The following is a 24071-nucleotide window of genomic DNA, read 5'->3' as shown; positions in this document are numbered from 1 at the left end:
ACTTATTAACCGCCCGACGTTGACAAGTACTCACGGGTGTAAGCCACCCAGCTCCCGAACTCGGTGATGTCCGTCGCCCCGTCGACCGCGTCGTGGGTGCAGCTGAAGCCGACCACGGCGCGGCCGTCGGACAATTCGACGCTCGTCAGGGCCATCGGGGCGGGCAGTGCCGCCAGGAAGCTGCCCAGGCCGGCGGGCGACACCCGGAACAGTTCGCCGACGATCTCGGATCCCAGGCCTGGGCCGCGGCGCACGAGGCCGGGCTTGGGTGGGGTGGTGGCGAGCGCGGTGAGCCGGTACGCGTCCGTCGTGGTGACGGTGCCGACGAAACGTGCGCCGATGTCCTCGAGCTGGAAGTGCAGGGGCTGCCCGCGCAGGTGCGCGCCGAACACCGCCAGTTCCACCCCCTCCTCGACGAGGGCGGGCGCGGGCGCGCCGACGAGACGGGCCGCCAGGTCGACGGCCACCTGATCGGCGAACGCCGGGACCACGAACATGACACCGAACGGTTCGCCGGCGGCGGTCGGTGCGCCCGGCACCGCGACCGCGGCCATGTCGAGCAGGTTGCAGAAGTTCGTGTACGTGCCCATCCGTCGGTTGATGCCGATCGGATCGTCTTGCACGGCAGCGATTGTCGGGTGTTCGGTGGTGGTGGGCAGCAGGAGTCCGTCGAAACCGGCCAGGAGGTCCCGTGCCTGCGCCTTGACGCGGGTGAGCGTGTCGAGGTCGGCGGCGAACTCGTGGCCCGCCGGCTTCCGCGCCGATTCGACGATGGCCGTGACCACCGGATCGGCGCCGGCCGGCTCCGTACCCAGGAATCGCCCGACGGCGGTGTACCGCTCGGCGACGACGGCGCCGTCGTACAGCAGCCGGGCGGCGTCCAGTAGCGGGGAGATGTCGACCGGTTCGACGGAGAACCCGCGGTCCGTCATCGACGTCAGCGTGTCGGCGAACGCCGCGCGGTACTCCGGTGTCAGCACGGCGAGGTTCGCGTCCGCGGGAATCGCGACGCGCGGCTGCGCGGGCGCGGCGAGCCGGACGTCGGACGGCCACGCGCGGCTGCGCGGGTCCGCGGTCGCGGGACCGGACATGATGCGTGCGGCGGTCACCGCGGTGTCGAGTTCGGTGGCGAACACGGTGACGCAGTCGTAGTCGACGCACGCGGGGACGACGCCGTCGGCGGGGATGGCGCCGAGTGTCGCCTTGATCCCGACGAGACCGTTGAACGCCGCCGGGACCCGTCCGGATCCCGCTGTGTCGGTGCCGATTCCGATGTCTACGATGCCGAGAGCGACGGCGACGGCGGAACCCGAACTGGATCCGCCCGACACACGTTCGGGGTCCCACGAGCACCGGACCGCACCGTACGGACTGCGTGTCCCGACCAGTCCGGTCGCGAACTGGTCGAGGTTCGTCTTCCCGAGTACGACGGCGCCCTGTTGGACCAGGCGGCGGACGGAACTCGCGGTGACGTCGGGGAGGTAGGCGAATTCGGGGCACGCGGCCGACGTCGGGAGCCCGGCGACGTCGATGTTGTCCTTGACCGCCACGACCTTCCCGGCCAGGGGCAGGTGCTCGCCGGCGTCGAGGCGGGCCTGCACGGCGGCGGCATCGGAGTGGACGTCCTCGGCGGGCCGGAGGGTGATCCACACCTCCGGGCGGTCCACCTCGGCGATCCGCCGGTAGGCCTGCTCGACGCGGGCGGTGGGGGACAGGGCGGTTTGTGCGGGGTTCACGGCATCGACAGTCATCAGTTTTCTGCTCCAATCACGACGAGAGGGGTGCCCGGTTCGACGATTGCGCCCGGTGACACGAGGATTTCGAGCACGGTGCCCGATGCTGTGAACGCGACCGGCATCTCGAGTTTCATGGCCTCGAGCACCACCGCGTTCTGGCCCGCTTCGACGCGTTGCCCGGCCCCGACCTCGACGCGCCACACACTTCCGACCATCGGCGCCTCGACGACGACGGCACCGGGCGGAAGTTCGCCCCGTGCGGACGGCTCGGGAGTGGGCGCCCGTTCGACACGGTCGAATTCGCCCGACGCATGCCACGCCGACTTCTCGGCCTCGAACGCCGCGGACTGCCGGGTGTCGAACTCGGCGATGGATTCGGCGTTGTCCTGCAGGAACTTCAGGTGGTCGGCGAACGCGAACGTCCCGTCGGAGATCTCCGCGTCGAACCGCCCGGCCGCGGCCTGCGCACGGTACTCGAGCAACTGCTCCGGGGTGACGGGTTCCCACACGATGCGGTCGAAGAACCGGAACATCCACGGTTTGCCCTCATCGAACGGGCGGTGCTGCCGGTAGCCCGACCAGATCGGGACGGTGCGGCCGATCAACTGGTAGCCGCCCGGCGACTCCATCCCGTAGACGCACAGGTACTTGCCGCCGATTCCCACGGCGTCGGACGGGGTCCACGTGCGGGCCGGGTTGTACTTGGTGGTGACCAGTCGGTGCCGCGGGTCGAGGGGCACGGCCAGGGGTGCGCCGAGGTAGACGTCGCCGAGCCCGAGCACCAGGTACTCGGCGTCGAACACGGCGTCGCGGACGTCGTCGACGCTGTCCAATCCGTTGATCCGCCGGATGAATTCGGTATTCGACGGCAGCCACGGCGCCTCGTCACGGACACCGCTGCGGTAGCGGTCGATGGCCTCGGAGATGGACGGGTCGTCGAACGACAACGGCAACCGGACCGTGCGACTCGGGACCACCAGGTCGTGCGTCGCCGGCAGCAGTTCCTCGATGTCTTGCAGGATGTCCAGCAGCCTTCCGGCGGGGAGGCGGTCCGCGTCGAAGTGCAGGTGCAGCGATCGGACACCCGGCGTGATGTCGATGACGCCCGGGACGCGCCGCCGGACCAGCGCCTCCGACAACGCATGGACGCGCATGCGGAGTCCGAGGTCCAGTTCCCGGTCACCGTACTCGACGAGGATGTTGTCGTCGCCGGCGCGCAGATACACGACCTCCGGTCGGTCGAGCACGGGCGCGATCCGGTGGAGGACCCCGCCGTCGGACACCGCCGACCGGATTGCCGCGGGCGGAACATCCTGTCTGCGAGACGAATCCGATGCCCGCAGCGAGTGCGCACCGTCGTCGGAGACCGCGAGAAACCGCACGCTGTCGCCGGGGCGGATCTGCCCGAGCTTCCACCGGTGGGCCCTGGCCACGGTGAGCGGGCACGCGAAACCGCCGAGGCTCGGGCCGTCGGGGCCGAGCAGGATCGGGGTGTCGCCGGAGACGTTGAGGGCTCCGACGCTGTACGGGTTGTCGTGCAGATTCGACGGGTGCAGTCCGGCGTCGCCGCCGTCGGTCCTCGACCACACCGGCTTGGGGCCGTCGAGTCGGAGTCCGGTCCGGTTCGCGTGAGTCTGGACCTTCCAGGTGGTGTCGTAGAACTGCGCCATGTCGGAATCGGTGAAGTAGGCGGGCGCCGGCTGCGGCCCCTCGGTGACGGCGAGATGCCACACGTGCGTGAACTCCGGGCGCGAGTCGTCCGGGACGGGGTGCGGCGCGCCGAGACCCGTGGTGTTCTCGAACAGCGAGTCGTCGAACAGGCCCAGCACATCGCCCGTGGCGACGGCCTTGCCCGTGATGCCGCCGAACCCGCCGAGCGTGAACGTGGATGCGCTGCCGTGATACAGCGGGGCGTCGATCCCGCCCCGGAACGCGACGTACGTACGCAGGCCCGTGTCGGCGGGAGTGCCGACGTCGAGGACGGACCCGGCCTGCGCCTCCACGGGTTCCCAGAGGGGGATCGGCTCGCCGTCGAGGGTGACCGGGGCGTCGGCGCCGCCCACGCAGATCACGGTGGCGTCCGAGAACAGCAGTCGCGGCCCCTGCAGGGTGCATTCGAGCCCGGGTGCGCCGGCCGGATTGCCGACCGCCGTGTTGACCAGCTGGAACGACAGATCGTCCATCGGCCCGGACGGGGGAATGCCGACCTCCCACAGCCCGATTCGGCCGGGGTGGTCCTGCACGGTGGTCATAGTTCCCGCGCGGAGGACGTCCACGCGGCGGCCGGTGGCCCGCAGATCGGCCAGCGACTGCGTGGTGTGCTCGGCTTCCAGGACGGTGTCGGCGACGCAGATCCGCCGGAGCTGGGGAAGGTTGGTCTGGATCCCGTAGATGTGGGTGTCGGCGAGCGCCTCCGCGAGGGCCGCGAACGCCGCCGTGCGCCGGTGGCCGCGGGTGATCACCTTCGCGAGCATCGGGTCGTAGAAGGCGCTCACCTCGGTGCCCGTGTCGACCCACGTCTCCACCCGCGTGTGGGCCGGGAACTCCACCCCCGTCAGGCGTCCGGCGCTGGGGCGGTAGTCGTGGCCGGGGTCCTCGGCGTAGATGCGGGCCTCGACGGCGGTTCCGCTGATCGCGGGTCCGGAGTCGGGCAGCCCGTCCAGCATGGCACCGTCGCCGCGGGCGAGTCTCAGCATCCACTCGACGAGATCCACCCCGGTGACCTCCTCGGTCACCGGGTGCTCGACCTGCAGCCGGGTGTTCATCTCGAGGAACGACGCCTCACCGCGGTCCACGTCGTAGACGAACTCGACGGTTCCGGCCGACCGATAGTTCACCGAGGACGCGAGACCGCGGGACGAGGCGAGGAGTTGTTCGACGAGTTCGTCCGACAGTCCGGGCGCCGGCGCCTCCTCGACCACTTTCTGGTTGCGGCGCTGCAGCGAGCAGTCGCGGGTGCCGAGGCTGAGGGTGCGACCCCGGCCGTCGCCGAAGACCTGCACCTCGATGTGACGGGCGCGGGCCACGAAGCGTTCCAGGAACACCCCCGACGAGGAGAAGTTGGCCTCGGCGAGGCGCTGGACGCGGTCGTAGGCTTCGTGGAGTTCCGCGGCGTCGAAGCAGGCCTGCATCCCGATTCCGCCACCGCCGCCGACCGCCTTGATCATCACCGGATACCCGATATCGGAGGCCGCGGACAGCGCCGCGTCCACGGAGTCGAGGAGCCCGCTGCCCGCGACGAGCGGGACGCCGACGGCGCGGGCGGCCTCGCGCGCGGTGTGCTTGTTCCCGAAGGTGCGCAACTGTTCGGGGGTGGGGCCGACGAACGCGATGCCCGCGGATTCCGCCGCCGCGGCGAACGCGTCGTTCTCCGACAGGAACCCGTATCCGGGATGTATCGCGCCGGCTCCCGTGGCCAGTGCGGCCTCCACGACGGCGTCGGCCCGCAGATACGACTCGTGGGCGGGAGCCGGGCCCAGCCGGACGGCGACGTCGGCCATCTCGACGTGTGCGGCCGCGGAATCGGCGTCGGAGTACACCGCGACCGTCTTCAGTCCGAGAAGATGCGCGGTTCGCATGATGCGGCAGGCGATTTCGCCTCGGTTCGCGACGAGCAGGGTGTCGAAGGAGTACTCGATCGGCGGCGTATTCATCCCTGTGGACATGGTTGTATACGCTAAGGACGAGGTGTTTCACCGAGATTTCTCGAAGTAAAGCGTGGGTTAGTAACACCTCTCACGGTGTCGAGGGCTGCACCGGGGGAACGAAGTCGAAGGTCGCGCCGAGCAGCCACACCAGCAGCAGGACCACCGGTAGGTGGAACATGAACTGCAGGAACGTGAATCCCACCAGATCGCGCGCCCTGAGCCCCAGTACCGCGAGCAGGGGCAGCATGAAGAACGGGTTGATCAGGTTCGGCAGCGCTTCGGCGACGTTGTACACCTGGACCGTCCAGCCCAGGTTCATCTGGACGTCGGTGGCCGACTGCATGACGTACGGGGCCTCGACCAGCCACTTTCCGCCACCCGACGGCACGAACAGGCCCAGCACGACGGTGTAGAGGGCGATGACGACGGTGAACGCTCCGCCGCTGCCGATGTTCGTGAAGAAGTCGGCGAGATGCTCCGAGATGGTGACGCCGTTTCGACCCTCGGCCTTGGTGAGGATCGCGGCCATCGCGGCGTACAGCGGAAACTGGACCAGAATGCCTGCCGTGGCCGGGACGGCCAGGGCGACGGCTTGCAGGAATTTGCGCGGCGTCCCGTGCAGCACCAGCCCCAGCATGAGAAAGACCAGCAGGTAGCCGTTCAGGCTGCTGACAACCGTGAGCAGGGGTTTGGTCGCCAACTGGGAGACGAGCCATCCCAACGTCATCAGGCCGGCGAGCACCGGCAGGATCCGGCTGTACTCGAGCCATTCGCCCGGACGCGATCGAGGCGGGACCTCCTTCGGACGGTCGTCGAGGTCGACCTCGAGGTCCTGGGCGGTGGTGACGGCGGCGCCCCTCGGCGCCGAGAAGTGGGCGATCACCACGGTCAGGGCGATGATGATGGCGCACATCAGCAGCGACTGCCAGGTGAAGATCGTGGTTCCGAAGTCGAGGACGCCGGTGATCTGCAGCAGCGCCGGCGGCAGGGAGGCGGCGGTGGCCTGGAGCTGGGCGGCGGAGGACGACATGCCGAGCGCCCACACCGCGCCGAGGCCCATGAACGCGGCGGCGCCCAGGGCGCGGTAGTCCACCCGCAGGTCGGTTCGGCGTGCGATCGCCCGGGCCAGCAGCCCGCCGAACACCAGGCTGAGCCCCCAGTTCAGGAACGAGACCGACATGGAGAGGAAGGCGACGAAACTGACTGCGCTGCGTGCAGTCCCGGGCACCTTTGCCAGACGGTCGATCAGCCGGGCCACCGGCGGGGACGTCGCGACGACGTACCCGGTCAGCACCACCATCGCCATCTGCAGGGTGAACGCGGTCAGATCCCAGAACCCGTCGCCGAACGCGTCCACCACTTCCTGCGGAGACGAACCGTTGGCCAGCGCGGCCACCGCGACGACGAAGACGCCGACGAGGGCGAAGACGTAGGCGTCCGGAAACCACTTCTCCGTCCACCCGGCCAGTGACTGCGCGACCCGCGCCAGACCCTTCTCGGAACGGACGTCTTCGGTGGCGGAGGTCATGCGGCCGTTCCTCTTCTGTGCGCGCTGCGGAGCCTACGAGTAGTCGCGTTCGATCCTCAGCGTTCCGATGGTGGTGGCGAGGGCGTCGTACTGCGTCACCAGGAAACAGAACTCGATCAGCCGGCGATCGTCGAAGTACGCTCCGAGCGCCGACCACGTGGCGTCGTCCAGATTGTCGGTGGTGACGAGTTGGTCGACGGCGGTGAGGATGGCGCGGCGGCGCGCGTCCCAGCCTTCCGCGTCGGGACCTTCCAGCACCTGTTCGAGCAGGGCCGGGGTGACCCCGGCCCGGCGTCCGAGGCGCACGTGGTGGTCCATCTCGTAGCCGCACTTCCGCAGGTGCGCCACCCGGAGGATGATCAGTTCGGTCTCGTGCCGGGAGATCTTGCCGCCCGGCATCAGCTTGCCGGAGTAGTGCAGCCACGCACGGAAGAGGCCCCCCGTCCGGCCCACCGTGCTGAACAGATGCGCGTCCGGGACGCCGGCGACGCGGGAGATGATGCGCCACAGCGCCCAGTTGACGGGGCCGAGTTCCTTCAGACGCCCCGGTGGAATGCGTGCGGTCACTCCGCCCCCTCTCCTTCTCCCCGCCCCTCGCAGGAACGGTTGCGTGCGTGCGTGGTTCGGTCGAATGCGTCACTTCGGTCGTACGAGATACGAGGCCCCGAAGTGGGAGGGCCCGAAGTGCGAGCATACGCACAGAATCCGTCCCGGGTACCCGGGACGGCGCGGAAACCGAGTTGGACCTCTGTCTCAGTCGCGGATCGCCCAGGCCATACGTGCGAGGGACAGTGCCTGTTCCGCGCGCTCGATCACCACTTCCCGCGACTCGCTGATGTGCGCGAGCAGCGTGTCGTACGCGGTGTCGAGTTTGCCGTCCAGTGCGAACTCGGCCACCGCGATGTGCTCGTCGATGGTCGCGCTCATGCGATCAGGGGTCAGGTAGTCGAACATCCGGACCGGCCGCACCTTCGCGTTCACGTTGACGAGCGCATCGGACAGTGCCCGGTTCCCGGCCGACCGCAGCAGCACCGTGTGGAACTGTTCGTCGAGAGCGACGAACCCGGCGTCCGGTTCGGGGTTCTCCTTCCGCAGCGCGTACCACCGCTCGAGTTCCGGTCCCAGAACGTCCGGGTCGTGCGAGAGCGACTCGTCGGCGCGGACCCGCGCGATCCCCTGGAGCTCGAGGGTGATGCGCAGTTCGTACAGTCCGGCCAGTTCGTCGATGCGAGGGCGGTACGGAAACAACCCGCCCACGTCGCGCTGCACGAGTCCGTCGGCGAGGAGCCGCGCCAGGGCCTCCCGTACCGGTGTCCGGGACACCCCGTAGGTGTCGGCGAGACGCTCCTCGCCGAGTCGCTGTCCCGGCGGGATCCGTCCGCTCATCAGGTCGGTGCGCAGCGACAGGTACACCTGGTCGCTGAGGGACCCGGCCGGTTCTCGGCGTGCCATCAGATCGCCATCGCCGCGCGGACGTCGGAGACCGCGGTCCGGACGTCGGAATCGGGTGCGGCGCCGCCGTCTCCGGACGACGTGACCCGCCCGGATTCGAGGACGTAGTAGCGTTCCGCGGATTCGAGCGCGAACCCGATGTGCTGTTCCACCAACAGAACTCCGAGTCCACCGCGACGGGTGAGTTCCATGATCGTGCGTTCGATCTCCGCCACGACGGACGGCTGGATTCCCTCCGTCGGCTCGTCGAGAATCAGCATCTTCGGTTCCGTGATCAGCGCCCGCGCGATGGCGAGTTGCTGGCGCTGGCCCCCGGAGAGCAGACCGGCGCGCCGGTCGAGCAGGCCGCGCAGCGCCGGGAACAGATCCAGCGCCTCGCCGACGAGTTCCTTGCCGCGCTTGCGGCCGTCCGCCACCACCTGCAGGTTCTCCGCGGTCGTCAGCTGACCGAACGACTGCTGGCCCTGCGGCACGTACGCGAGGCCGCGCGCCACCCGGGCGCTGGGCCGCAGCGCCGTGACGTCCTCGCCGTCGAACAGCACGCGCCCGGAGTTGACCTTGATCAGTCCGACCGCGGCCCGGAGCAGTGTGGTCTTGCCTGCACCGTTGTGTCCCATCACCGCGGCCACCCCGTCCGTCGGGACCGTCAGCGACACTCCGTGGATCACCTCGGTTCGGCCGTACCCGGCCCGGACGTCGTCAAGCTCGAGCATCGCTGTCCTCCTTCGAAACGTCGGGCTGAAACTCGGGGGCGGCGCCTGCGGCGGCGGTTCCGAGGTACACCTCCTGCACACGGGGGTCGGCCTGCACCTGCTCGACCGTTCCCTCGCTCAGCACCTTCCCGGCGTGCAGCACCGTCACCGACGTCGCGAATGCGCGCATGAAGTCCATGTCGTGCTCGACCACCACGACGGTCCGTTCACCGCCGATGCGGCGCAGCAGGTTTCCCGTCTCCTCGCGTTCCTCGTGGCTCATGCCGGCCACCGGCTCGTCGAGCAGCAGGACGGAACAGTTCTGCACCAGCAGCATGCCGATCTCGAGCCACTGCTTCTGCCCGTGCGCGAGGATGCCCGCCGGCGTGTCGCGGAGTTTGCCGAGACCCGTGACGTCGAGCGCCTCCTCGATCGCGGGGAGCACCGTCTTACGGCGGCGCAGCAGCGTGAGCGCGGAGCGGCCCGCACCCGCCGCGATGTCGAGGTTCTGGAGAACCGTCAGCTCTTCGAACACGCTCGCCGTCTGGAATGTGCGGCCCACGCCGAGGCGGGCGATGCGGTGCACCTTCTTGCCGATCAACTCGACACCGGACTTGGTGACCGAGCCCGTCGCCGAGACGAGCCCGGTGATGGCGTCGACCAGCGTGGTCTTGCCCGCGCCGTTGGGGCCGATGAGGAACCGCAGATCGCCCTGCATCAGGGTGAGGTCGACGCCGTCGACCGCCTTGAAGCCGTCGAAGCTGACCTTCAGGTCCCGGACCTCGAGGTACTCGCTGGACATCCCGGCGTTGCCGCCGAGCACGGGCTCCTTGGCCGCGGTGGGAATCGTCATCTTGCCATCTCCATTCGTTCCGTCGCCTCGGTCTGGTCCTCCGGTCCGGGCGGGGCAGGTTCGTCGGAGGCGGCCTTCTTCTTCCGCTTCAGCAGCGCGAACAGTCCCGCGACGCCGGCCGGGAAGAATCCGACGACCACGATGAACAGCAGGCCCTGCGCGTAGGTCCAGCCGGAGGGGAACGACTCCGAGAAGGCGCTCTGCGCCCACGCCACGCCGATCGCGCCGAGGACGGGGCCGAGGAGCGTGGAGCGTCCGCCGATGGCCACCCCGATCAGGAACGCGATCGACGGGACGATGCCGACGTCGGCGGGGGAGATGATGCCGACGATCGGCACGAACAGCGCGCCCGCGAGTCCGGCGAAGAACGCTGCCGTCACGTAGGCGACGAGTTTGATGTTCGCCGGGTCGTACCCGAGGAATCGCACGCGTTCTTCCTGGTCCCGGACGGCGACGAGCAGTTCGCCGTAACGGCTGTTCATCAGTTGCCGGGTGACGGCGACGACGGCCAGCAGCACCCCGGCGGCGATGAAGAACAGCATCTGCTTGTTCGCCGGATCGTTCAGGTTGAATCCGAAGAACGTGCGGAACCGGTTGAGGCCGTTGCTTCCTCCGGTGCTCTGCTGGCCCACCAGCAGGATGGCGAACGCGGCGGCGAGCGCCTGGCTGAGGATCGCGAAATAGGCGCCCTTGACGCGGCGCTTGAACACGCCGAGACCGAGGACGAACGCCACCAGGGCCGGGACCAGGAGGATGCCCAGAATCGTCAGGATCGGCGACGTGAACGGCACCCAGTAGCCCGGCAGTTCCCGGATGCCCGCGATCTGCATGAAGTCGGGCACGGTGTCGCCGCGGAAGTCGGCGTCGGCGATCTTCAGATGCATCGCCATCATGTACGCGCCCAGCCCGAAGAACACACCCTGGCCGAGGGTCAGCATGCCGCCGCGGCCCCAGGCGAGACCGATGCCGACCGCGACGATCGCGAAGCACAGGAACTTGCCGAGCAGACTCAGCCGGAAGTCGCTGAGGACGGCGGGGGCGACGACGAACAGAAGCAGCGCGGCCAGTGCGAATCCCGCCCACGCGCGGTAGCGGCCACTCGTCAGGATGCTCATACGAGACTCCTCGTCTTGACGGCGAACAGGCCCTGCGGCCGAACCTGGAGGAACACCACGATGACCACGAACACGATGACCTTGGCGATCGACGCCGTGGTCGAGTACTCGACGAACGAATTGAGGATGCCGAGCGCGAACGCGGCGATCACCGCGCCCTTCATCTGCCCCAGGCCGCCGACCACGACCACCAGGAACGCGTCGATGAGGTAGCTCTGCCCGATGGTCGGGCTCGTCGAGCCGATCAGGGTCAGCGCCACCCCCGCGACACCCGCCAGCCCGGACCCGATGAAGAACGTCGTCACATCGGTTCGGCGACTGGAGATCCCGCTCGTCTCCGCGAGGTCCCGGTTCTGCACGACGGCGCGGATGCGGCGTCCCATCGACGACTTCTGCATCGCCAGCGACAGTGCGACGACGGCCACGACGGCGAGCACCAGGATGAACAGCCGCGTCTTCGGGACCACCGCGCCCAGGATCTCCACCCCGCCGGAGAGCCAGCCCGGTGCGGCGACGTTGACGGCGGGCGCACCGAAGACGTCCCGCGCCAGCTGCTGCAGGATCAACCCCACCCCGAACGTCACCAGCAGTGTGTCCAGCGGCCGGTGGTACATCCGCTTCACGAGCGTCACCTCGAGGAGGACGCCCATCGCGCCACCGACCACGAAGCCGACGAGCAGAGAGATGAACAGAGAACCGGTGGCGCTCGACACCACCTGCTGCACCACGTATGCCGTGTACGAGCCGGCCATGATGAATTCGCCGTGGGCCATGTTGATGACGCCCATCTGGCCGAACGTCAACGACAGCCCCAGCGCTGCCAGCAACAGGATCGATCCGATACTCAACCCGGTGAACAGCTGTCCGATCACTACATCCATGGATGTATGTCCTCTCTCTTCCCTCGTGCTCGTCGGACCGTGTTCTAGCTACCCAGCGACTCGGCCCACGGGTAGGACTTCAGGTAGGGGTCCGGCTGGATCGGGGTGCCCGAATCCCAGACCGTGTAGATCAGGCCGTCGTTCCGGATCTCGCCGATCCGCGCGGTCTTGGTGATGTGGTGGTTGGACCCGTCGATGGTGACCAGTCCCTCCGGCGCGGCGAACGTGACACCGTCCGCGTTGTCCTGGATGTCCTTGGTGGCGAAGGAGTTCGCCTTCTCGACGGTGTTCTTCCACAGGTACACGGACGTGTATGCGGCTTCCATCGGGTCGGACGTCGGCTTGTTCGCGCCGTACCGGGCCTTGTACGCGTCGACGAACTTCTTGTTCTCCGGCGTGTCGATGGTCTGGTAGTAGTTCCAGGCCGTCAGCTGGCCCTCGATGTTCTGGACGCCGATGCCGCCGACCTCCTCCTCGGCGATCGACACCGACACGACGGGCATGTCGGCGGGCTTCAGGCCGACGTTCGCGTACTCGCGGAAGAATGCGACGTTGGAATCGCCGTTCAATGTGTTGAACACGGCATCCGCGTCGGCGGAGCGCACCTTGTTGACGATGGTGGAGAAGTCGGTGGAGCCGAGCGGCGTGTAGTCCTCGCCCTTGATCTCGATGCCGTTGGCCTCCGCGTACGCCTTGATGATGCGGTTGGCCGTCTGCGGGAACACGTAGTCGCTGCCCACCAGGTACAGCGACTTGACGCCCTTCTCCTTCAGATAGTCGAGGGCGGGCACGATCTGCTGGTTGGTGGTGGCACCGGTGTAGAAGATGTTCTTCGAATCCTCGAGGCCCTCGTACTGCACGGGGTAGTAGAGCAGCGAGTTGTTGTCCTCGAAGACCGGCAGCATCGCCTTGCGGCTCGACGACGTCCAGCCGCCGAACACGGCCGCGACGCAGTCGCTGCTGATGAGCTTCTCGGCCTTCTCCGCGAACACGGTGGGCTCCGAGGCGCCGTCCTCGGCCACGATCTGGATCTTCTTGCCGAGCACGCCGCCCGAGTTGTTGATCTCGTCGACCGCGAGCGCGATCGAGTCCCGGACGGTCACCTCGCTGATGGCCATGGTGCCGGACAGCGAGTTCAGCGACCCGACCTTGATCGTGTCCCCGGATGTGTCCACACAGGACGCCGCCGTGGACTCGCCGGCCGTGTCGGACGCCTTGCTGCCGCAACCGGTCAGCACGAGCCCGATGGCGGCGAGCGCGGTCGGTGCAGCGAGGGCGCGCTTGGAGAAGGTGCGCATGTACGGGCCTTTCCGTCGGAGGACTTGGTGACCTCCGCAACCCGGGACATGTATCCGCCCCACGTATACAGAGGTGTATTCGTGGGGCGAACATTAAGCGGCCGTTGTTGCGTCCGAATGTCTGTCGGTGACGTGTTCGTGACGCGAATTACGGTTGCGTGAACAACCGCTCACAGTGCCTCCGGTGCCGCCGGTTGCGCTCGCAGCCGCGGCGAATGTCACACCGGTTCAGTCAGATTGGACCGATGTGACATCGGGCGACCCAGTGGGACGGAACTCAGCGGGACGGAACTTCAGCGGATCAGGTACGGGGAGACCGAACTCTGGTGCTCGCTGATGTCGAGTTGCTTGCCGAGCGGCGGGAAGGCGCGCTGCGGGCAGTTGACGCGCTCGCACACCCGGCAGCCGGCGCCGATGGGGGTGCCCGGGTTGGAATCGTCGAGGTCCAGACCGTCGCCGTAGACGAGGCGGTGGGCGTGCCGGATCTCGCAGCCGAGCCCGATCGCGAAGATCTTGGCGGGCTGACCGTAACGCTGGGCGCGGCGCTCGACGGTGCGGGCGATCCACAGGTACCGGCGTCCGTCCGGCATCTGCGCGATCTGGTTCATGATCTTGCCGGGGTACGCGAACGTCTCGTACACGTTCCACAGCGGGCACGTTCCGCCGCTGGTGGAGAAATGGAACCCGGTGGCCGACTGCCGCTTCGACATGTTGCCTGCCCGGTCGACGCGCACGAACATGAACGGGACACCACGCAGCTTCGGGCGCTGCAGCGTCGAGAGGCGGTGACAGATCGTCTCGTAGCTCACCGAGTAGAACGCCGACAACCGTTCGATGTCGTACCGGAAGTCCTCGGCGACGTCGTGGAACTGGCCGTAGGGGAGGACCGTGGCCGCAGCGAAGTAGTTGGCCAGCCCGAGCCGGGCGAGCGCGACCGACTCGTCGCTCGTGAAGCCGCCCTCCGCCACCAGCTTGTCCAGCAGGTCGCCGTATTCGAGGAACGCCAGCTCGGTCGCGAACTTGAACACCTGCTGCCCACCGGACAGGTGCGGCGAGATCTCCAGCAGCCGCGACTCGGGGTCGTACCGGTGCAGGACGTTCTCGCCGAGGTCGATGCGCTTGACGATCTGCACGTCGTGCACGGTCTGCAACCGGCGGGCGATCTCACCGCCGACGTCGCCGCGGTGGAACCGCATCCGCGCCGTCAGCTCCTCCGCGGCCGTGTCGAGTTCGTGCAGATAATTCTGCCGCTGATAGAAGTAGTCGCGGACCTCCTCGTGCGGCATCGTGATCGCGCCGCTGCCGCTGCCGTCGCTGTAACGGTCCTCCGTCGCGAGAGCCAGCTGGGCCGTGGTGTTGCGGAAGCGGCGGTGCATGTTGACCATCGCCTTCGCCAGGCCCGGGTGCGACGCGACCATCTCCGCGATCTCCTGGGCGTCCGCGTCGATGCCCATCTCCTGGTCCAGCGCGACCTCGCGCATCTCCGCGATCAGGCGCGTGTCGTCCTGGGAGGAGAAGAACGTGGTGTCGACGCCGAAGACCTCGCTGATCCGCAGCAGCACCGGCACCGTCAGCGGCCGGACGTCGTGCTCGATCTGATTGAGGTAGCTGGCCGAGATCTCCAGTGTCTTGGCCAGCGCCGCCTGGCTCAGGCCACGCTCGGTCCGGAGCTGACGCAACCGGGTGCCGACGAAGGTCTTGGACATACGGCAATGGTACCGGCGCAGGTCAGATGTGCGAACGGAACCTTCGCAAGATTTACTCGCTCGGGTAGGGCAGATCAGGCCTTGTTCTCCGACCGCGGGGCGCCGACGCCAGGGTCGATCCGGAACGGGCCCGACGCGGACGGTGCGACGGGGAAGTCGAACATCGCAGTCGGCAGATACACGGTCGAGCAGGAGTTCGGGATGTCCACGACTCCGGAGAGTCTGCCCTCGATCGGTGCGGCGCCGAGTAGGAGATACGCCTGCTCGGGGCTGTACCCGAACTTGGTGAGGTAGTCGATCGCGTGGAGGCACGCGCGCTGATACGACAGGTGCGAGTCGAGATACTTCTGTTCCCCGTCCAGGGTGACGGACGTCCCGGAGAACGCGAGCCACTCCGAATACTGCGGATCCGTGTTGCCGGGCATGAAGATCGCGTTCTCGGACACGCCGTACGTGTCCATCCCGCCGGGGATGAGGTCGACGCGCAGGTCGATGAAGCCGCCCATCTCGATGGCGCCGCAGAACGTGATCTCGCCATCGCCCTGGGAGAAGTGCAGATCGCCGACGGACAGGTTCGCGCCGTCGACGAACACCGGGTAGAAGACGCGGCTGCCCTTGGTCAGGTTCTTGATGTCCTGGTTGCCGCCGTTCTCCCGTGGGGGAGCGGTGCGGGCGGCCTCGCCGGCGACGCGGTCGAAGTCCGCGTCTGACAGGGACCCGAGGACGGCGTCCTGCGGTTCGGGCGGCAGGGCGAGTGGGGGAACCCGGCCCGGGTCGGTGGCGATGAGCGCGCCCTCCCGGGCGTTCCACTTCGACAGCAGGGCGGCCGACGGTGCGGTGCCCATCAGTCCGGGGTGCACGATGCCGGTGAACGAGACGTGCGGGACGTGCCGCGACGTGGCGGTCTGACCGGAGAAGTCCCAGACGGCCTTGTAGGCGTCGGGGAACTGCTCGGTGAGGAATCCGCCGCCGTTGTGGCGGGAGAAGATGCCCGTGTAGCCCCAGCCCTGGCCGGCCAGCGGGCCGGAATCCTCCTGGGGGATGGGCCCGACGTCGAGGATGTCGACGATCAGCAGGTCGCCGGGCTTCGCGCCCTCCACGGCGAACGGTCCGGACAAGGTGTGCACGGTGGTGAGTGGTGCGTTCAGGATGTCGTCGGCGGAGTCGTCGTTGTGGATGGCACCGTCGAACCATTCGCGGCAGTGCACGCGGAAGGAGTCGCCCGGTTTCACCGTGACCGCGGCCGGGATGTCGGGGTGCCAGCGGTTGTGGCCGACGATCGCCTGGTCGGTGAACTTCTTCGAGGAATCGAGCGGAAACAGCAGTTCGGGCATGTGCGCTCCTTCGGTGGCCGGTCAGGGACGAGGAAGTCGGCGGTGCAGCGGATTGTTCGTGACGGGTGAACGCCCTGATGCGGCCCGCGGCGGCGGTCCGGGGACAACGGCCGGTTCCTGAGCCGACCGCTTCGTTGCGTCGAGAAGCGTCATCGCGGACGACGATCCGTGTCCGAGGCGCGGGGAGGACACGAGCCGGGTGGCGTCGCCTTCGCATCCGGGGCAGGAGACCGATCGGGGCACGTCGGCCATGGGGAACGACCGCTCGAACCGGCCGCAGTCGGCGGCGCATCGGAATTCGTACAGCGGCATCGTGGTGCCCTTCGCCCGGAGGAGACCATTCGAGGTCACGGTAGCCGACCCGATCGGTGATTGCAGTCACATCGAGCGCGTCCGAGGTCACCGCGCAGGCGGTGAACTGCACGTCCGGCGCGAGCAACTATCTGTGTACGACGGGTTGCGTGCATGTGGTTCACCACCTGCGAATATTTGCTACTGGCGAGTATTTTTACTCCCCGATCGGGCAGGTCTGACGCTGAACTTTATTAACAGTCTTTGCAAAGCGCTGTGAAAAGCTAGCCAAGATTGGCAGTAGCAACAGGTAGACGCCACTTTTTGCTTATGTCATTCTCGGTGAGTACATACGAAGGGCCTGGCAAGGGTGTGAAGCAGTACATCCGTACCGGACCAGAAGTCGAAGAGAGTGGAGTCTTGATGTCGACCACCGGCACCCCGAAGACCGCAGCTGAAATCCAGCAGGATTGGGACACCAACCCGCGCTGGAAGGGAGTAACCCGCAACTACACGGCGGAGCAGGTCACCAAGCTCCAGGGCACCGTTGTCGAAGAGGCGACCCTCGCACGCCGTGGTTCCGAGATCCTCTGGGACCTCGTGAACAACGAGGACTACATCAACTCGCTGGGCGCGCTGACCGGTAACCAGGCAGTTCAGCAGGTCCGTGCGGGCCTCAAGGCCATCTACCTGTCCGGCTGGCAGGTCGCCGGTGACGCGAACCTGTCCGGACACACCTACCCCGACCAGAGCCTCTACCCGGCCAACTCGGTCCCGCAGGTCGTGCGCCGCATCAACAACGCGCTGCTGCGCGCCGACGAGATCGCCAAGGTCGAGGGCGACACCTCCGTCGACAACTGGCTCGCCCCGATCGTCGCCGACGGTGAAGCCGGCTTCGGTGGCGCGCTCAACGTCTACGAACTGCAGAAGGCCATGATCGCCGCCGGTGTCGCCGGTTCGCACTGGGAGGACCAGCTCGCGTCGGAGAAGAAGTGCGGCCACCTCGGTGGCAAGGTGCTCATCCCCACGCAGCAGCACATCCGCACCCTGACCTCGGCTCGCCTCGCGGCCGACGTCGCGGACGTTCCCACCGTGGTCATCGCCCGCACCGATGCCGAGGCCGCGACCCTCATCACGTCCGACGTCGACGAGCGCGACCGCGAGTTCCTCGACGGCACCCGCACCGCCGAGGGCTTCTACGGCGTGAAGAACGGCATCGAGCCCTGCATCGCCCGCGCCAAGGCGTACGCGCCGTACTCCGACCTCATCTGGATGGAGACCGGCGTGCCGGACCTCGAGGTCGCGAAGAAGTTCGCCGAGTCCGTGCGCAGCGAGTTCCCCGACCAGCTGCTCGCCTACAACTGCTCGCCCTCCTTCAACTGGAAGGCGCACCTGGACGACGCGACCATCGCGAAGTTCCAGAAGGAGCTCGGCGCGATGGGCTTCAAGTTCCAGTTCATCACGCTGGCCGGCTTCCACTCGCTCAACTACGGCATGTTCGACCTGGCTCACGGCTACGCCCGCGAGGGCATGACCGCCTTCGTCGACCTGCAGGAGCGCGAGTTCAAGGCCGCCGAGGAGCGTGGCTTCACCGCCATCAAGCACCAGCGTGAGGTCGGCGCCGGCTACTTCGACAGCATCGCCACCACGGTCGACCCCAACACGTCGACCGCTGCGCTGAAGGGCTCCACCGAAGAAGGTCAGTTCCACTAGGAACTGAGCCACTTCTCCGGGACTTCAACGCACCAGTCGGGCGGCCCGCAATTCGCGTTGCGGGCCGCCCGTGCCGGAGTCCGAGGCTTTTGGAAGTACCCGGTGAGCTACCCATGTGCTCGCCGAATCGGTTGTCACCGAAGCGCAGTCAAGGTTGAGGAGATACGACGTGACCAGCGAAAAGATTCAGCGCGTCGGCGTGATCGGCGCCGGGATCATGGGTGCCGGAATCGCCGAGGTGTGCGCCCGTGCGCACGTCGACGTTCTGGTGTTCGAGCAGACCCGCGAGCTCGCGGCGGCGGGGCGTTCGCGCATTCTGCGTTCGCTCGATCGCGGAGTGAGCAGCGGCAAGATCACCGAGCGGGAACGTGAGCAGGCCGCCTGGCGGCTGCGGTTCACCTCCGACCTCGGTGATTTCGCGGACCGGCAGTTCGTGGTGGAGGCCGTCGTCGAGGACGAGAAGGTGAAGAGCGAGATCTTCACCGAGCTCGACGAGGTCGTGACGGATCCGAACGCCGTGCTGGCGTCCAACACGTCCTCGATCCCGATCATGAAGCTGGGCATCGCCACGAAGTCCCCGGAGCGGGTCATCGGGATGCACTTCTTCAACCCCGTGCCGGTGCTCCCCCTCGTCGAGTTGGTGACCACGCTCAAGACGAGCAAGTCGGTGTCCGAGCGGGCCGAGGCGTTCGCGAGCGACGTGCTGGGCAAGCAGGTCGTCCGGTCGGCGGACCGTTCCGGATTCGTCGTCAACGCCCTCCTGGTGCCGTATCTGCTTTCGGCGATCCGCATGGTGGAGTCCGGGTTCGCCACCAAGGAGGACATCGACAAGGCAACGGTTCTCGGCCTCGCGCACCCGATGGGTCCGCTCGCGCTGACCGACCTGGTGGGCCTGGACACGGTCAAGTCCATCGCCGACTCCATGTACGAGGAGTTCAAGGAGCCCCTGTACTCGGCACCGCCGCTGCTGCTTCGCATGGTCGAGGCCGGGTTGGTCGGCAAGAAGTCCGGCGCAGGCTTCTACGAGTACGGCGACAACGCCCGTGCCGGCAAGAAGGCCAGCTAGAAGGTAGGTAGGCGACTACACCCCAGAAAGGTCGACCGCATGTCCAGCACCGCAGCATACGGATCCAGCATCCTGGGGTATCCCCGCATCGGACCTCGCCGTGAACTCAAACGAGCCCTCGAGGCCTACTGGCACGGCACGGGCACGAAAGCCGACCTCGTCGCCGTCGCCCGGGATCTCCAGGAGGAGACGTGGAGTGAGCTCGCCGCGACCGGTCTGACCCAGGTCCCGGGCAACACGTTCTCCTACTACGACCACGTGCTCGACAACGCGCTGCTGTTCGGTGCGGTGCCCGAGCGGTTCGCGCCGCTCGAGAACCAGCTCGATCCGCTGGACTTCTATTTCACGCTGGCACGTGGCAGGCCGGACTTCCCGCCGCTCGAGCTGGTGCGGTTCTTCGGCACCAACTACCACTACCGTCAGCCCGAACTCGACGAGAACACCGAGTTCTCGCTGCGGTCCGAGACCCTGCTGGACGAGTTCGAGCGGGCGAAGGCACGCGGGATCGAACTGCGCCCCGTCGTGCTGGGGCCCGTGTCGCTGCTCCTGCTGTCGAAGGTCGGTCCGACGTCGAAGCGGCACGGCTTCTCGACCCTCGACCTGCTGGACAAGCTGCTGCCGGAATACGAGCTGCTGTTCGAGCAGCTCGCGAAGGCCGGCGCCACGTGTGTCCAGCTGGACGAGCCGTCGTTCACCGAGGACCGCACGCCGGAAGAGCTGGCGGCGCTCGCCCGGGTGTACGAGAAGTTGTCGCACGCGCCGTTGCGTCCCCGCATCCTCGTCACCGGCCCGTACGGGCATCTCGGGGAAGCCCTCGCCATTCTCGCCTCCACCAAGGTCGAGGCTCTCGGTCTCGACCTCGTCAGTCACCGGCTCAGTGCCGACGAACTGGCGGCGATCCCGGGCATGAAGCGCAAGCGCATCTACGCCGGTGTGGTCGACGGCCGGAACGTGTGGCGCGTCGACCGGTACAACACGCTGACGTACCTGAACACGCTGAAGGACGTCGTCCCCGATCTCGTGGTCTCGACGTCGACGTCGTTGCTGCACGTGCCGTACGACGTGTTGTCCGAGTACGACATCCCGGGTGACGTCGCGGACCGGCTCGCCTTCGCGAAGCAGAAGGTCGGCGAGGTGGTCTCGCTGGCCAAGGCGCTGACCGAGGGCCCGTCCGACAGGTGGCGCAAGCGTCCCACGTCGGTGCACTTCAAGCTCAAGCACGCGGTGCGCGCACGGGTCAACGCGATCAAGCCGGACGACCGCATCCGCGCCCCGTACGAGGAGCGACGGGTCGCGCAGCAGGAGCGACTGAACCTGCCGCTGGTTCCGGCGACGACGCTGGGTTCGTTCCCGCAGACGGACGCGATCCGCCGGGCCCGGTACGAGCTGGGGCAGGGGCGCCTGGAGTGGGACGAGTACTACAAGCGGATCCAGGCGGAGATCGAAAGCACGATCCGGTTGCAGGAGGACATCGGTCTCGACGTCCTGGTGCACGGTGAGCACGAGCGCAACGACATGGTGCAGTACTTCGCCGAGCTTCTCGAGGGGTATGCCTTCACCCACAACGGCTGGGTGCAGGCTTACGGTTCGCGGTGTACGCGTCCCCCGATCCTCTACGGGGACGTGTCGCGGCCGAAGCCGATGACCGTCGAGTGGATCGCGTACGCGCAATCACTGACGGACAAGCCGGTCAAGGGCATGCTGACGGGTCCGGTGACGATGATCGCGCGGTCGTTCGTCCGCCAGGATCAGCCGCTGTACGAGACGGCCGACCAGCTGGCGCTGGTGATCCGTGACGAGATCGCCGACCTGGAGGCGGCGGGCATCGCGATCATCCAGGTCGACGAGCCGGCCATCCGCGAACTGCTGCCGTTGCGCGAGAACGGCCGCGAGGCGTATCTCGAGTGGGCGGTCGACGCGTTCCGTCTGGCGACGGGTGCGGCGAAGCCGGAGACGCAGATCCACACGCACCTCACGTACACGAGCCGGGCGTCGGTGGTCGACGCCATCGAACGGCTCGATGCGGACGTGACGGCGATCGTGGCGACGCGTTCGATCACGTGGGTGCTCGATGCCATCAAGGAGCGGGCGCTGACCCACGGGGTCGGTCCGGGTGTGTACGAGAGCCGGTCGGCCCGGATTCCGGATATCGACGAGTTGGACGAACTGCTCACCGAGGCGAGCGAGTCGGTCTCACTCGAACGGTTGTGGGCCAACCCGGACGGCGGACTGAAGACTCGCCACTACTGGCAGCTCGAGCCTTCGCTGCGCAACCTGGTGGCGGCCGCGAAGCGTCTGCGCCGGCGGTCCGAGAAGGAAGAATCCGAGGACTGAATTCCTCTGGCGTGTCCGGGGTCACCGCGGCATCGGTGGCCCCGAGCGTGCGTTCGGTCGCGCCAACAGGTAGGCATGTACGCATGGTTACCGCAGCCGCATACGCCGTCACGTCCGCCGACAGCCGTTTCGAGAAGACCACCGTGCAGCGCCGCGAACTCGGACCGCTCGACGTGCTGATCGAGATCAAGTTCGCCGGGATCTGCCACTCCGACATTCACACCGCCCGCAACGAATGGGGCAGCACCCACTACCCGGTCGTACCCGGGCACGAGATCGCGGGCGTGGTGAGCGCGGTCGGCTCCGACGTCACGAAGCACCGGGTCGGCGACCGCGTCGGGGTCGGCTGCTTCGTCGACTCCTGCGGCGAATGCGACGCCTGCCGGACCGACGAGGAGCAGTACTGCTTCAACCGAGTGACCGGGACCTACAACGCCAAGGGACGCGACGGCGAGCGGACGCAGGGCGGCTACTCGACGCACATCGTCGTGACGGAACGATTCGTCCTGTCCATCCCGGACGGCCTCGAGCTGGACGTCGCGGCGCCCCTGCTCTGCGCGGGCATCACGTTGTACTCACCGCTCGCCCACTGGGGCGCCGGACCGGGCAAGAAGGTCGCCGTCATCGGGATGGGCGGTCTCGGACACGTCGGCGTGAAGATCGCGCATGCGATGGGCGCCGACGTCACCGTGCTCAGCCAGTCCCTCGGCAAGAAGGACGACGGCCTGAGATTCGGCGCCGACCACTACTACGCCACCTCCGATCCGGACACGTTCACGCGGTTGCGCGGACACTTCGACCTGATCGTCAACACGGTCTCGGTGAATCTCGACATCGACGCGTACCTGTCGATGCTCGCGATCAACGGCACCCTCGTCGAATTGGGACTACCGGAGAAGCCGATCGAGGTGCGCGCGTTCAGCCTCGCGGCGAACCGTCGTAGCCTGGCCGGTTCGATGGTGGGCGGGATCGCTCAGACGCAGGAGATGCTGGACTTCTGTGCCGAACACGGAATCGGGGCCGAGATCGAGGTGATCTCGGCGGATCAGATCGACGGCGCCTACGACCGTGTGGTCGGCAGCGACGTGCGGTACCGATTCGTGATCGACACGGCAACGATCTGACCTACGCGTCACCGAGCTGATCTCGCAGCGACGCCAGGGTCTTCGCGAGCAGTCGGGACACGTGCATCTGCGAGATGCCGACCCGGTCGGCGATCTGGGTCTGCGTCATGTTGCCGAAGAACCGCAGCATGAGGACGGTCCGTTCCCGTTCGGGCAGCGACTGGAGCAGGGGACGCAGGGTCTCGTGGTTCTCGACGTCGTCCATCGCGGCGTCGTAGTCGCCGAGCGTCTCCACCATGGACAGCTCGCCCGCCCGGTCCGAGGACGTGTTGTCGACGGAGACGGTCTGGTAGGCGTTGCCGGCGAGGAGTCCCTGCGCCACCTCTTCCTGTTCCAGGTCCAGGTGCTCGGCGAGTTCGCTGACGGTGGGGGCGTGGCCGAGGCTCTGCGACAGTTCGGCGACGGCCTGGCTCAGCGCGAGGTGCAGTTCCTTCATCCGGCGGGGCACCCGGACGGCCCACCCGGTGTCGCGGAAATGCCGCCGGACCTCGCCCATGATGGTGGGAACGGCGAACGACACGAAGTCCGATCCCCGCTCCACGTCGAACCGGTCCACGGAGTTGACCAGGCCGAGGCGCGCAACCTGCACCAGGTCGTCGTGCGCCTCGCCGCGGCCGTCGAAGCGGCGTGCGATGTGCTCGGCCAACGGCAGGCAGCGGGTCACGACGGCGTCGCGCAGTCTGCTGCGCCGGGGGTCGTCCTCGTCGAGGGCTGCCATCTGTCGAAACAGTGCTGTGACGTCCTGATACTCGTCCGGCCACCGGGCCGTGTGCCCCCCACTGTGAGTATGGGACGTCACAGACTCAGGCCGTTCTTCACCTTGGTGAATTCCATGGTGGTGACGAAGCCCGCGGTGGCGGGGTCGGGTTCCTGTCTCAGGTCGACCGAATCGGTGAGGGCGTTGAGGACGTGCCAGGCGAACGAACGCTCGCCGAGGGAATCGACCGAGGTGGTCGTGCTCGACACGTCGACTCGCAGGGTGCCGTCGAGAAATTGCAGCCGGCACACCAGAAGTGCATCCGGTGTCGCGCGGACGATCAGCTGGGTACAGATCTCGTCCATGGCCAGTTTGATGTCGGCGATGGAGTCGAGGTCGAAATCTTCGTGGATGGCAACGGTGGCTGCCAGGGCGCGCAGTACGGAGAGCTGATCGGGCGTTGCTCGCACGCGCAGTTCGACGACGGGATGTGTGTGATCCTGGTCGGGTTCGATTGTCTTGGCGATGGCCATGAGACCTCCGGGTCGGGCGTACCGTGCTGTCTGCGAGTGGTGGGTCGGCTCGCGCTGCTGAGAAGTCAGGG

19 protein-coding genes are annotated in these 24071 nt (G+C 67.5%); 4 read left to right on the top strand and 15 right to left on the bottom strand.

Annotation, left to right across the window (positions count from 1 at the left end; genetic code table 11):
- Positions 1 to 5: 5 nt before the first annotated feature.
- The 13 genes from atzF to ROP_RS09160 all read right to left on the bottom strand — a co-directional run bounded on the left by atzF (position 6) and on the right by ROP_RS09160 (position 16554).
- Positions 6 to 1751 (bottom strand): allophanate hydrolase, encoded by a 1746-nt coding sequence (gene atzF / locus ROP_RS09220; protein WP_012689058.1) that lies wholly within the window; start codon positions 1749 to 1751, stop codon positions 6 to 8.
- Complete coding sequence (uca, locus tag ROP_RS09215) at positions 1751 to 5401, bottom strand: urea carboxylase (RefSeq protein WP_012689057.1); 3651 nt, start codon at positions 5399 to 5401, stop codon at positions 1751 to 1753. The genes atzF and uca overlap by 1 nt, the downstream gene beginning before the upstream one ends.
- 70 nt (positions 5402 to 5471) lie before the next feature.
- The gene (locus ROP_RS09210; RefSeq protein ID WP_012689056.1) at positions 5472 to 6911 is read right to left on the bottom strand and encodes a short-chain fatty acid transporter; all 1440 of its coding nucleotides are present in this window, start codon (positions 6909 to 6911) and stop codon (positions 5472 to 5474) included.
- A gap of 33 nt (positions 6912 to 6944) precedes the next feature.
- Positions 6945 to 7478 carry a carboxymuconolactone decarboxylase family protein gene (locus ROP_RS09205; RefSeq protein ID WP_012689055.1) on the bottom strand — a complete coding sequence of 178 codons (534 nt, stop codon included), beginning with the start codon at positions 7476 to 7478 and terminating at the stop codon, positions 6945 to 6947.
- A 186-nt stretch (positions 7479 to 7664) separates the two neighbouring features.
- Positions 7665 to 8363, bottom strand: coding sequence for a GntR family transcriptional regulator (locus ROP_RS09200; RefSeq protein WP_012689054.1), 699 nt, complete (start codon positions 8361 to 8363; stop codon positions 7665 to 7667).
- Positions 8363 to 9076: an urea ABC transporter ATP-binding subunit UrtE gene (gene urtE, locus ROP_RS09195; protein WP_012689053.1), complete on the bottom strand. Its 714-nt coding sequence runs from the start codon at positions 9074 to 9076 to the stop codon at positions 8363 to 8365. Before urtE ends, ROP_RS09200 begins: the two co-directional genes overlap by 1 nt.
- A complete protein-coding gene (gene urtD / locus ROP_RS09190) occupies positions 9063 to 9908 on the bottom strand; it encodes an urea ABC transporter ATP-binding protein UrtD (protein WP_012689052.1) in 846 nt (281 codons plus the stop codon). Before urtD ends, urtE begins: the two co-directional genes overlap by 14 nt.
- The gene (urtC, locus tag ROP_RS09185; RefSeq protein WP_012689051.1) at positions 9905 to 11023 is read right to left on the bottom strand and encodes an urea ABC transporter permease subunit UrtC; all 1119 of its coding nucleotides are present in this window, start codon (positions 11021 to 11023) and stop codon (positions 9905 to 9907) included. The genes urtD and urtC overlap by 4 nt, the downstream gene beginning before the upstream one ends.
- Positions 11020 to 11904 (bottom strand): urea ABC transporter permease subunit UrtB, encoded by an 885-nt coding sequence (gene urtB, locus ROP_RS09180; RefSeq protein WP_012689050.1) that lies wholly within the window; start codon positions 11902 to 11904, stop codon positions 11020 to 11022. Before urtB ends, urtC begins: the two co-directional genes overlap by 4 nt.
- 44 nt (positions 11905 to 11948) lie before the next feature.
- Positions 11949 to 13202: an urea ABC transporter substrate-binding protein gene (gene urtA / locus ROP_RS09175; RefSeq protein WP_005563339.1), complete on the bottom strand. Its 1254-nt coding sequence runs from the start codon at positions 13200 to 13202 to the stop codon at positions 11949 to 11951.
- A 293-nt stretch (positions 13203 to 13495) separates the two neighbouring features.
- Positions 13496 to 14908, bottom strand: a complete 1413-nt coding sequence (ramB, locus tag ROP_RS09170; protein ID WP_012689049.1) for an acetate metabolism transcriptional regulator RamB — start codon at positions 14906 to 14908, stop codon at positions 13496 to 13498.
- A gap of 74 nt (positions 14909 to 14982) precedes the next feature.
- Positions 14983 to 16242: a formamidase gene (fmdA, locus tag ROP_RS09165; RefSeq protein ID WP_012689048.1), complete on the bottom strand. Its 1260-nt coding sequence runs from the start codon at positions 16240 to 16242 to the stop codon at positions 14983 to 14985.
- Positions 16243 to 16263: 21 nt separating this feature from the next.
- A complete protein-coding gene (locus ROP_RS09160) occupies positions 16264 to 16554 on the bottom strand; it encodes an FmdB family zinc ribbon protein (protein WP_012689047.1) in 291 nt (96 codons plus the stop codon).
- 402 nt (positions 16555 to 16956) lie between these two features.
- On the opposite strand from ROP_RS09160, the gene aceA reads away from it, so the two are divergent.
- From aceA to ROP_RS09140, 4 genes are all read left to right on the top strand, one after another.
- Complete coding sequence (gene aceA / locus ROP_RS09155; RefSeq protein ID WP_012689046.1) at positions 16957 to 18246, top strand: isocitrate lyase; 1290 nt, start codon at positions 16957 to 16959, stop codon at positions 18244 to 18246.
- A 169-nt stretch (positions 18247 to 18415) separates the two neighbouring features.
- Positions 18416 to 19312 (top strand): 3-hydroxybutyryl-CoA dehydrogenase, encoded by an 897-nt coding sequence (locus ROP_RS09150; protein WP_043824475.1) that lies wholly within the window; start codon positions 18416 to 18418, stop codon positions 19310 to 19312.
- 39 nt (positions 19313 to 19351) lie between these two features.
- The gene (gene metE, locus ROP_RS09145; protein WP_012689044.1) at positions 19352 to 21646 is read left to right on the top strand and encodes a 5-methyltetrahydropteroyltriglutamate--homocysteine S-methyltransferase; all 2295 of its coding nucleotides are present in this window, start codon (positions 19352 to 19354) and stop codon (positions 21644 to 21646) included.
- 83 nt (positions 21647 to 21729) lie between these two features.
- A complete protein-coding gene (locus tag ROP_RS09140; RefSeq protein WP_012689043.1) occupies positions 21730 to 22770 on the top strand; it encodes an NAD(P)-dependent alcohol dehydrogenase in 1041 nt (346 codons plus the stop codon).
- A 1-nt stretch (position 22771) separates the two neighbouring features.
- Here ROP_RS09140 and ROP_RS09135 read toward each other — a convergent pair whose 3' ends face one another.
- Together ROP_RS09135 and ROP_RS09130 are read right to left on the bottom strand one after the other, a co-directional pair.
- Positions 22772 to 23569: an RNA polymerase sigma factor SigF gene (locus ROP_RS09135; protein WP_012689042.1), complete on the bottom strand. Its 798-nt coding sequence runs from the start codon at positions 23567 to 23569 to the stop codon at positions 22772 to 22774.
- Positions 23566 to 24000: an ATP-binding protein gene (locus tag ROP_RS09130; RefSeq protein ID WP_012689041.1), complete on the bottom strand. Its 435-nt coding sequence runs from the start codon at positions 23998 to 24000 to the stop codon at positions 23566 to 23568. Before ROP_RS09130 ends, ROP_RS09135 begins: the two co-directional genes overlap by 4 nt.
- Positions 24001 to 24071 lie beyond the last annotated feature (71 nt).

The sequence above is a fragment of the Rhodococcus opacus B4 genome (assembly GCF_000010805.1).
Classification (GTDB): domain Bacteria; phylum Actinomycetota; class Actinomycetes; order Mycobacteriales; family Mycobacteriaceae; genus Rhodococcus_F; species Rhodococcus_F opacus_C.
The sequence above is the reverse complement of the archived record's forward strand: the minus strand, read 5'-3'. Positions and strand labels throughout refer to the sequence as shown.

What these genes read in the sequence shown, in the direction of transcription:
- fmdA (WP_012689048.1), bottom strand. Translation starts at nt 16,242, where the DNA reads ATGCCCGAACTGCTGTTTCCGCTCGATTCCTCGAAGAAGTTCACCGAC.
- aceA (WP_012689046.1), top strand. Translation starts at nt 16,957, where the DNA reads ATGTCGACCACCGGCACCCCGAAGACCGCAGCTGAAATCCAGCAGGAT.
- ROP_RS09140 (WP_012689043.1), top strand. Translation starts at nt 21,730, where the DNA reads ATGGTTACCGCAGCCGCATACGCCGTCACGTCCGCCGACAGCCGTTTC.
- ROP_RS09130 (WP_012689041.1), bottom strand. Translation starts at nt 24,000, where the DNA reads ATGGCCATCGCCAAGACAATCGAACCCGACCAGGATCACACACATCCC.
- urtC (WP_012689051.1), bottom strand. Translation starts at nt 11,023, where the DNA reads ATGAGCATCCTGACGAGTGGCCGCTACCGCGCGTGGGCGGGATTCGCA.
- urtB (WP_012689050.1), bottom strand. Translation starts at nt 11,904, where the DNA reads ATGGATGTAGTGATCGGACAGCTGTTCACCGGGTTGAGTATCGGATCG.
- ramB (WP_012689049.1), bottom strand. Translation starts at nt 14,908, where the DNA reads ATGTCCAAGACCTTCGTCGGCACCCGGTTGCGTCAGCTCCGGACCGAG.
- atzF (WP_012689058.1), bottom strand. Translation starts at nt 1,751, where the DNA reads ATGACTGTCGATGCCGTGAACCCCGCACAAACCGCCCTGTCCCCCACC.
- ROP_RS09160 (WP_012689047.1), bottom strand. Translation starts at nt 16,554, where the DNA reads ATGCCGCTGTACGAATTCCGATGCGCCGCCGACTGCGGCCGGTTCGAG.
- ROP_RS09210 (WP_012689056.1), bottom strand. Translation starts at nt 6,911, where the DNA reads ATGACCTCCGCCACCGAAGACGTCCGTTCCGAGAAGGGTCTGGCGCGG.
- metE (WP_012689044.1), top strand. Translation starts at nt 19,352, where the DNA reads ATGTCCAGCACCGCAGCATACGGATCCAGCATCCTGGGGTATCCCCGC.
- urtD (WP_012689052.1), bottom strand. Translation starts at nt 9,908, where the DNA reads ATGACGATTCCCACCGCGGCCAAGGAGCCCGTGCTCGGCGGCAACGCC.
- urtA (WP_005563339.1), bottom strand. Translation starts at nt 13,202, where the DNA reads ATGCGCACCTTCTCCAAGCGCGCCCTCGCTGCACCGACCGCGCTCGCC.
- uca (WP_012689057.1), bottom strand. Translation starts at nt 5,401, where the DNA reads ATGTCCACAGGGATGAATACGCCGCCGATCGAGTACTCCTTCGACACC.
- ROP_RS09200 (WP_012689054.1), bottom strand. Translation starts at nt 8,363, where the DNA reads ATGGCACGCCGAGAACCGGCCGGGTCCCTCAGCGACCAGGTGTACCTG.
- urtE (WP_012689053.1), bottom strand. Translation starts at nt 9,076, where the DNA reads ATGCTCGAGCTTGACGACGTCCGGGCCGGGTACGGCCGAACCGAGGTG.